Annotated in this window: 9 protein-coding genes; 3 read left to right on the plus strand and 6 right to left on the minus strand. The window is 67.6% G+C overall.

Annotated features, from left to right (window positions below; genetic code table 11):
- Positions 1 to 13 precede the first annotated feature (13 nt).
- From EYS21_RS06485 to EYS21_RS06495, 3 genes are all read right to left on the minus strand, one after another.
- Positions 14 to 445: a DUF3592 domain-containing protein gene (locus EYS21_RS06485; protein ID WP_131132363.1), complete on the minus strand. Its 432-nt coding sequence runs from the start codon at positions 443 to 445 to the stop codon at positions 14 to 16.
- A gap of 3 nt (positions 446 to 448) precedes the next feature.
- Positions 449 to 880 (minus strand): DUF3592 domain-containing protein, encoded by a 432-nt coding sequence (locus EYS21_RS06490; protein ID WP_131132364.1) that lies wholly within the window; start codon positions 878 to 880, stop codon positions 449 to 451.
- 67 nt (positions 881 to 947) lie between these two features.
- A complete protein-coding gene (locus EYS21_RS06495) occupies positions 948 to 1,889 on the minus strand; it encodes an A/G-specific adenine glycosylase (RefSeq protein ID WP_131132365.1) in 942 nt (313 codons plus the stop codon).
- 207 nt (positions 1,890 to 2,096) lie between these two features.
- Between EYS21_RS06495 and EYS21_RS06500 the strand changes: the two genes are divergently transcribed.
- Positions 2,097 to 2,771, plus strand: a complete 675-nt coding sequence (locus EYS21_RS06500) for a hypothetical protein (protein ID WP_131132366.1) — start codon at positions 2,097 to 2,099, stop codon at positions 2,769 to 2,771.
- Positions 2,772 to 2,894: 123 nt separating this feature from the next.
- On the opposite strand, the gene disA is transcribed toward EYS21_RS06500, so the two are convergent.
- The 3 genes from disA to EYS21_RS06515 form a co-directional block, all read right to left on the minus strand.
- Complete coding sequence (gene disA, locus EYS21_RS06505; protein WP_131132367.1) at positions 2,895 to 3,971, minus strand: DNA integrity scanning diadenylate cyclase DisA; 1,077 nt, start codon at positions 3,969 to 3,971, stop codon at positions 2,895 to 2,897.
- 254 nt (positions 3,972 to 4,225) lie between these two features.
- Positions 4,226 to 4,768: a TOPRIM nucleotidyl transferase/hydrolase domain-containing protein gene (locus EYS21_RS06510; RefSeq protein WP_131132368.1), complete on the minus strand. Its 543-nt coding sequence runs from the start codon at positions 4,766 to 4,768 to the stop codon at positions 4,226 to 4,228.
- Between the two features lie 14 nt (positions 4,769 to 4,782).
- Complete coding sequence (locus EYS21_RS06515) at positions 4,783 to 5,010, minus strand: hypothetical protein (RefSeq protein ID WP_131132369.1); 228 nt, start codon at positions 5,008 to 5,010, stop codon at positions 4,783 to 4,785.
- A 188-nt stretch (positions 5,011 to 5,198) separates the two neighbouring features.
- On the opposite strand from EYS21_RS06515, the gene EYS21_RS06520 reads away from it, so the two are divergent.
- Complete coding sequence (locus tag EYS21_RS06520) at positions 5,199 to 6,812, plus strand: peptide chain release factor 3 (RefSeq protein ID WP_131132370.1); 1,614 nt, start codon at positions 5,199 to 5,201, stop codon at positions 6,810 to 6,812.
- Positions 6,813 to 6,818: 6 nt separating this feature from the next.
- The gene (locus EYS21_RS06525) at positions 6,819 to 8,048 is read left to right on the plus strand and encodes a beta-ketoacyl-[acyl-carrier-protein] synthase family protein (RefSeq protein WP_131132371.1); all 1,230 of its coding nucleotides are present in this window, start codon (positions 6,819 to 6,821) and stop codon (positions 8,046 to 8,048) included.
- Positions 8,049 to 8,171 lie beyond the last annotated feature (123 nt).

An 8,171-nucleotide genomic window follows, 5' to 3' on the forward strand; every position in this document is an offset into this window, starting at 1 on the left:
GGAGCCCGCACTGCTACCAGGAAACTGACGCAAACATCGTTATTGCCAGCACGCCGAAGGTCACCAGAATGAGACCTGTGGCCAGCCTGCCCTTTGCAACAACGAAGACCGGCAGCGTGGATTCCGCCGGGTTGGCCGGGTTGTAGGCCACCGGGATGGAGGTGCCGATGATCGCCTGGTCCCGGCTGTAGATGTCGGACTGCCCCAGCCACCGCTGGCCGTTGGCGTCGGCGAATTCATACGACGGCGCGAAGCGGCCGCGTCCGTTGCTGGCGGGCCCGTCTTCGCCGTGGAGGTTGCCTGTGACGGTGGCGGACGTGTGTGGCCAGCCGGAAATCGAGCGTTGCCGGCGGAAGGATGCGGACAGCGACAAACCCGCCAGGATCAGGCCAAGCACCAGGAAAAGTCCCGGCAGGACAATAAAGAGCAGTTTCAGTGCATCCATGGTTCAGCCCACCGGGAAGATGCCGACGAACCAGAACGAGACCAGGGCGAACACCGCAAAGAACGGAACCAGGCAGCCCAGGACCATTTTGGACTCTGCCGCCACCTGGAACGACTGGTTGGGATTCGCCGGGTTGTAGGCCACCTCGAGGAGCGATCCGGATACCTGCTGGTTTGCGTACGAAACCTCTGACTCGCCGGCAAACAGCGTTCCGTTGGGGTCAGCGAACTGGTAGGTGGGGAAGTAGCGCCTGCTCCGCGTTGAGCCGCCTCCGCCATGTGTCCAGCCCGCTATGTTGCCCGTCACCGTTGCCTGCGCCTTGGGCCAGCTGGCGATCAGTTTCTCGTGGCGCCTGGTCTTGCGCAGTGTGTGGATAAAGGCAAATATAACGCCCGCCACAAACAGCGCCCAGATGATGTAAAGCACGATTTTCATGGAATTCCCCCGGTTCCGGTCACCAAGAAGTATGCCATCCGGCCGGGGCAGGATGCTGTCAAAAGGCTCAGGCCGGGAGCCGGTAGCCGCCCTGCTGCAGTTCGGCCAGGCCGTCGCTGAGGAGCCCTGCCAGCGCCCGTTCCAGCTGTTCCGGCGCGGAGTTCAGCCTGTGCAGGGCCGCAAGCGGCACGCCGATCCCCTCCGGCGCGAACCCAAGGTCCGCCGGTTCCTGCGTGAACATCTCCGGCGGCACCGGCGTGTCAGCCACGCGCAGCACGGCCATCACGGCTCCGCGGACCTGGCGGTCGGTGCCGTGCCACGCCTGCCCCTTCGGAACGTACGACGGCGGCGGCTCGCCTGCTGCCAGCCAGGCACAGGAGTCCCGCACGGGACACACAGAGCATTTCGGCGCCCGCGCCGTGCACACCAGCGCCCCCAGCTCCATCACCGCAGCGTTCCAGCGTACGGAGGTGCCGTCGTCGTCCGGCAGCAGTTCCGCGGCGAGCCGCATCTCCGCTGCCGTCAGAGAGGGTGAAGGAAGCGCGACGCCGGAAATGAGCCGTGCATGGACGCGGCGGATGTTGGTGTCCACCACCGTTTCCCGGCGGCCGAACGCGAACGCCGCCACCGCTGCGGCCGTGTAGCTTCCCACGCCGGGGAGGTTCAGCAGCTCGGTGTAAGTGTCCGGGACCTGGCCGCCGTGGTCACGTCCGATGGCCACCGCCGCCGCGTGCAGCCGGAGCGCCCGGCGGGGATAGCCCAGCCTGCCCCAGTGGCGTACCGCTTCCCCGGCCGGTTCGGCCGCGAGGTCCGCGGGGGAGGGCCAGCGTTCCAGCCATTCCCGCCACACCGGCAGGACCCGCACCACGGGCGTCTGCTGGAGCATGATTTCGCTAACCAGCACGCCCCACGGCGAGCAGTCCGGTTCACGCCACGGGAGGTCGCGGGCGGTCTCGGCGAACCAGCCGTTGATCCCGCTGTGCAGGTGGACCGGCCCGGAGCCGCCCAAGGGCGCCGGCGAATTTGTTGGCGAAGTTGCGGGGGAAGGTGCTGGGGCAAGGGTTGTAGCGTCGATCCCAACACTGTAGTTGATCCGCTGATTGGGAGGCCAAAGGGGGCGGCCGGGGCACCCGGAAACCAATCCGTGACCATAGCGTTGGCCGGGTGCGCGGCGTGGTGGGACAGCGGAGCCCGGCCGGTTCTCTAGCCTAGAAGGATGGGCAGGCAAGGCACTTCATCAGCACGCGGCAAGGCATCCGCATCCGGTACCCGCACCGGGCGGACGCCGAGCCCCGCCGTGTACCGGCGGCGCCGGCTGTTCGTGGGCGCGGCCCTGCTGATGGTGACCGCGATGGTGTTCGGCGGCTTTGCGGTGGCTGGCGCTTTCAGCGGCAGCTCGGACCACGTTTCCTCGACGGGAAGCCCTACGGGCGGCCCCACTGCGGCTGCGCCGGACGCTTCGCCGTCGGCATCGCCCACGCCGACACCGACGCCGACGCCGACGTGCAACCAGAACCTGGTGACCGTTTCGGCGTCCACCGACAAAGCCGCCTACGGCCCCGGTGAGAACCCGCTGTTCAGCCTCAAGGTGACCAACGGCGGGACGATGCCGTGCGAAGTGAACATCGGCACGTCCCAGATGGAGTTTCTGGTGACCAGCGGTGCGGACAGGATCTTTTCGTCCAAGGACTGCCAGGCCACGAGCGAGGACCTGGTGAAGGTCATCGCGCCGGGTGCCAGCGAGACGGCGAACTTCCCGTGGCCGCGGAACCGCACCCTGGAAGGCTGCGAGCCGATTGAGGCCAAGCCCGGGGCCGGCGGGGCCTACTACATCTTCACGGCCAAGCTCGGCTCAAGGGCCAGCCCGAAGGCAGTGTTCCAGCTCAGCTGACCCATCGATTGCTCCGTAGGTGCCCTTTTGAGCCCCCAAAAGGGCCGTGGTGGGCCCACGCCGGCAGGGTTCCCTGGCCGAGCTTGCGAGGCGAGGGAGCCGGTGGGGACAGTCGATGGGGATTTAGAGGAAGCGGTCCAGCAGGCTGGCTTCGGCCATCCTGCTGAGGCCTTCGCGGACGGTGCGGGCGCGCTGGTCGCCGATGCCGTCCACGGTCATGAGGTCGTCAATGGTGGCCGCCATCAGGAACTGCAGACCGCCGAAGTGGTCCACCAAGCGGTCGGCAACGGCCTTCGGGACTGCCTTGAGGCCGGACAGGAGCCGGTAACCCCGCGGCTGCACCACGGCGTCGAGGTTGGCCTCGCCGCCGGCGAATCCGACGATCCCGGAGATCTTGCCGAGATCGATCAGCTCTGTGGGGCCGAGGTTCACCAGGGCGCTGACGGCTTTTTCGATGTCGTCAGCGGACGCATCGGGGCCGGCGTAGTCGCGGATGATGACGTCGCTGCCGGGGCCGCGGCCCACCGTGAGTTCATCCAGCTGGAGGGACAGCAGCCGGCCGTCCTCGCCGAGCTCCAGGACGTACTGCGAGATTTCCTCCGAAATCCGGCGGACCATCTCCTGCCGCTGCAGGGTGACGGCCACGTCCCGCACGGTCACCATGGCCTCGATCTCCAGGGCGGACAGCGAGCTGGTCACCTGGTCCAGACGCGAACGGTACCGCTCCAGGGTGGCGAGGGCCTGGTTGGCGCGGGCCAGGACCTTCTCGGACCCCTCCAGCACGTGGCGGAGCCCGTTCACGTACAGGGCGATGATCTGCATGGACTGGCTGACGGAAATCACGGGCACGCCGGTCTGGATGGCCACGCGTTCCGCGGTGCGGTGCCGGGTGCCGGACTCCTGCGTTTCAATGCTTGAGTCCGGGACCAGCTGGACGGCGGCGCGCAGGATGTTTCCGGCGTCCTTGTCGCAGATAATGGCGCCGTCCATTTTGGCCAGTTCGCGCAGCCGGGTGGGGGAGAAGTCGATGCCGATGTCGAAGCCGCCGGAGCAGATCGAATCAATGGTCCGGTCCGAGCCCAGCACGATCAGCGCGCCGGTGCGCCCGCGGAGGATCCGTTCCAGCCCATCACGCAACGGAGTTCCTGGAGCCACTCTGCCCAGAGTCGCCTTGAGCGATTCTTCGGGGCTCCGAGCCATAGTGTTCCCTTCAAAGGTGCGGGCTGCCGCCCGCAGGTACGCCGGTTTTATGCTCCGCCGGCGGGATCAAAAGTACGCAGTTTCCCGCAAGCTCAATGATAGAGGTAAGAAATGGCAACAACCGCAAGGGCAAGCCCGAAAGTGCCCCATTAGGGGGTGTGCGGAAGGTGCCTCGGAACGCGTCCGACGGCGGCTGGCCGGGTGGGTGTTTTTGGCCTGTTTGGGTGCCTGGCGGTCTCGGGTCCCCGTCCACATCAGAATGATGCAACGAGTCGGGCGAGCGGCGGGGGTGCCTGCCCTGCCGGCAGGGCGTCGACGAGCAGTTGCGCGTATCGGAGCTTGTTGCCGCTGCGTCCGCCGAAGAACCGGCGCAACTGCGCGGTTACCGGCCGCTCGCGCTGCGCCGGCTGGCGTTGGAGGATCCGGAACGACGCTAGTTCGCCCTGGGCCGCGATGACGTTGAGTACGGCATCGACCCCAAGGCAACGGATGAGTTCGTCCTCCAGGTCGGCGTAACAGACGTGGAACCCAAGCTCGGCCAGCGAACCGGACCCGATACCTGCCCGGGCGAGCGCACGGGCGACGACACGGGACTCTCCGGCATCACAGAGGCCGAGCAGCCGGTGGCCTGCGCCGGCCGGTCCGTAGCGGTCGAGGAAGTGGACGATGCTTGTCGCGCCTCCCATCGGCACGACTGTCACCCGCTCGGCTGTCAGGTCATGGCCAGCGCGAAGGGCCAGCTTCTCGACCGCCATCCGGTCACTTTCACCCTCGACCAACACCGTCGTAGCCTGCATGGAACCAGTATGGTTCAGCTCGGCCGCTCCCGCAGGAGGCGCTCGAGGTCCCGGCTGACTTTGCGCAGCGACGCCGCACGGACGGCTTTCTCGTCAGTGACCGGGCCGGTCCGGCGCCGGGACGGCTCGTCAGTGGCGCCCGCGCTCCGCTGCACGCCTGCCTGTATGGCTGCGCTGCGGTGCATCGCCGCCGGTACGGAAGGCGGACTTGCAAGGGGATCGAAGAAAAGGCTGCCCATCATGTGCCCCAAGCTAGCGGGGCCGGGTTTCGCGGTCTTGAACTGCCGGTTTCGTCGGCGTTAAGCGGTCACCTCGGCTCCGGTCCGCCGCTGCGATAAACTTGGACATTGGCGCTCAGCCAGCCCTTTCCACGTCCAGCGATGTCCCGTCCAGCGCCAAGGGTTATCCCCACCGCAGCGAAAGTAGCACCGTGTCCCAAGATGTCCTTAGCCCCGCCCGGGTCCACGAGATTCACAAACAGGCGGCCCGGCGTCGGACGTTTGCCGTCATTTCGCACCCTGACGCCGGAAAGTCCACGCTCACCGAAGCGCTGGCGCTGCACGCGAAGGTGATCGGCACCGCCGGTGCTTCCAGTGGCAAGGCCAACCGCAAGGAAACGGTCTCGGACTGGATGCAGATGGAAAAGGACCGCGGCATCTCCATCAGCTCCGCGGCGCTCCAGTTCTCTTACCGGGACACCGTCATCAACCTGCTGGACACCCCCGGCCACGCGGACTTCTCCGAGGACACCTACCGCGTCCTGGCTGCCGTCGACTGCGCAGTGATGCTGGTGGACGCCGCCAAGGGCCTGGAAACCCAGACCATGAAACTGTTCGAGGTCTGCAAGGCGCGCAACCTGCCCATCATCACCGTGATCAACAAATGGGACCGCCCCGGCCTGGACGCCCTGGCTCTGATGGACGAGATCACCGAACGGACCGGCCTCCAGCCCATGCCGCTGACGTGGGCCGTCGGCATCTCCGGAGATTTCCGCGGCGTGTGGGACCTCCGCCAGGACCGTTTCGCCCGCTTCCAGCGCAACAACTCCGGCGCCAACATCGCCCTGACCGAATACTTCACACCGGAACAGGCCGCCGAAACCCAGGGCAACAACTGGACAGACGCCGTGGACGAAGCCGGCCTGGTGATCGACTCCAACCTCGAGTTCGACGTCGACGCCTTCCACGCAGGCACCGCCACCCCCATCCTGTTCAGCTCCGCCGCCCTGAACTTCGGCGTCAAGGAACTGCTGGACGCGCTGGTGGACTTCGCCCCGCCAGCGGCGCCCCGGCCCGACGTCGACGGCAGCCCGCGCGCCGTCGAGTCGCCGTTCTCAGGCTTTGTCTTCAAGGTCCAGGCAGGCATGAACAAGGCCCACCGTGACCACGTGGCCTTCATCCGCGTGTGCTCCGGCGTGTTCGAGCGCGGCATGGTGGTCACCCAGACCCGGACCGGAAAGTCCTTCGCCACCAAGTACGCCCAGCAGGTGTTCGGCCGCGAACGCGAGGTCATCGACGAGGCCTACCCGGGCGACGTCGTCGGCCTCGTCAACGCCTCCTCGCTCCGCGTCGGCGACAGCCTCTTCCTCGAGAACGCGGTGGAGTACCCGGCCATCCCGCTGTTCGCCCCCGAACACTTCCAGGTGGCCCGGTCCAAGGACCCCAGCAAGTTCAAGCAGTTCCGCCGCGGCATCGAGCAGCTCGAGCACGAGGGCGTCATCCAGGTGCTCCGCTCCGACGTCCGCGGCGACCAGGCGCCGGTGCTTGCCGCCGTCGGCCCCATGCAGTTCGAAGTGGTGGAGGACCGCATGGCGCACGACTTCAACGCCCCCATGCGGCTGGAACGCCTGCCCTACTCCATGGCCAGGATTTCGACGGCGGACGCCATGCCCGCGCTGGCCAACGTGCCGGGCGCCGAGGTGCTGCTGCGGTCCGACGGCGAATACCTCGCCCTGTTCAACGACGTCTGGGCGCTGCGCCGGATCGAGAAGAACCACCCCGACCTGACCCTTGTGCCCATCGGCACGCACAACCCCGCAAAGTAGCGTCCCATGTCTGCACACCAACCACGCGCCCTCATCACGGGAGCCGGCACCATCAACCCCCTCGGATCCAACGTGGGGCAGACCTGGGAAGCGCTGCTGGCCGGCCACTCCGGGATCGCCCCGCTGGAGAACGACTGGGCCGGGCAGTTGCCCGTGCGGATCGCCGGGCAGGTCACGGCCGACCTCACGGAGCACCTCACCACCCGCGAGCTGAAGCGGATGGACCGGTGCGGGCAACTGGCCCTGGTGGCTGCCCGGGAAGCCTGGCAGCAGGCGGGGGCGCCCGACGTCGACCCCGAACGGTTCGCCGTAGTGATCGGCTCCGCCTACGGCGGCCTCGGTTCCACGATTGAGCAGGACAGGGCGCTGGCCAGCGGCGGCCCGCGCCGGGTGTCGCCGCATACGCTCACCCGGCTGATGGTGAACGGGCCTGCTGCCTGGGTGTCCATCGACCTGGGTGCCCGCGGCGGCGCCCGCACACCTGTCAGCGCGTGCGCGTCCGGCGCCGAAGCCATTGTCCAGGGTGCCGAAATGATCCTGTCCGGAGCGGCCGACGTCGTGATTGCCGGCGGCGTGGACGCCTCGGTGAACGACCTCGTGATCACCGGGTTCTCCCAGATCCGGGCCCTCTCCACGCGCAACGGCGAACCCCAGCGCGCGTCGCGCCCGTTCGACGGCGGCCGGGACGGCTTTGTGCTCGCCGAGGGCGCCGGCATTGTGGTGCTGGAGAGCGAAGCGCACGCGCGGGCGCGCGGCGCCGCTGTCCTGGCCGCCGTCGCCGGCGGCGCGGTGACCTCTGACGCGAACGACATCGTGGCGGCCGACCCTGCCATGCAGCGGCGGGTCATGCAGAAGGCCCTGGCTTCGGCCGGGATGGAGGCCGCGGACATCGGCTTCGTCCACGCCCACGCCACCTCCACCCCGGTGGGGGACCGGCTGGAGGCGCAGGCCATCACTGCCATTCTTGGTTCGGACGTCCCCGTGACCTCCACCAAGGGCCACACCGGCCACCTTTTGGGCGGAGCCGGGGCGCTGGCCGCCGTTGTTGTGGTCCAAGCCCTGCAGACCGGCCAGCTCCCGGGGACGCTGAATGTTGAGGCACTGGATCCTGAAGTGGACCTGAACGTCATCACCGACACCGTCCACACCTTCGCTCCGGGCACCGCCCAAGCCGGCCTGGTGAACGCCTTCGGCTTCGGCGGCCACAGCGTTGCGCTGGTCATCACCGGGAGCTAGCCCGGGGTTTTCATGGGGCGCCGGGTACCAGGCGTGTTTAAGCAGGGAAAGGGTGCTCTGAGCTGGGAAAATAGTGGTTGTCGAGACCGTTATTTGCCGAGCGAGGGAGCACCCTTTCGATGC

The organism is Arthrobacter sp. S39 (assembly GCF_004320525.1).
In the GTDB taxonomy this organism is placed as follows: domain Bacteria; phylum Actinomycetota; class Actinomycetes; order Actinomycetales; family Micrococcaceae; genus Arthrobacter.

What these genes read in the sequence shown, in the direction of transcription:
- EYS21_RS06485 (WP_131132363.1), bottom strand. Translation starts at nt 445, where the DNA reads ATGGATGCACTGAAACTGCTCTTTATTGTCCTGCCGGGACTTTTCCTG.
- EYS21_RS06490 (WP_131132364.1), bottom strand. Translation starts at nt 880, where the DNA reads ATGAAAATCGTGCTTTACATCATCTGGGCGCTGTTTGTGGCGGGCGTT.
- EYS21_RS06500 (WP_131132366.1), top strand. Translation starts at nt 2,097, where the DNA reads ATGGGCAGGCAAGGCACTTCATCAGCACGCGGCAAGGCATCCGCATCC.
- disA (WP_131132367.1), bottom strand. Translation starts at nt 3,971, where the DNA reads ATGGCTCGGAGCCCCGAAGAATCGCTCAAGGCGACTCTGGGCAGAGTG.
- EYS21_RS06510 (WP_131132368.1), bottom strand. Translation starts at nt 4,768, where the DNA reads ATGCAGGCTACGACGGTGTTGGTCGAGGGTGAAAGTGACCGGATGGCG.
- EYS21_RS06515 (WP_131132369.1), bottom strand. Translation starts at nt 5,010, where the DNA reads ATGATGGGCAGCCTTTTCTTCGATCCCCTTGCAAGTCCGCCTTCCGTA.
- EYS21_RS06525 (WP_131132371.1), top strand. Translation starts at nt 6,819, where the DNA reads ATGTCTGCACACCAACCACGCGCCCTCATCACGGGAGCCGGCACCATC.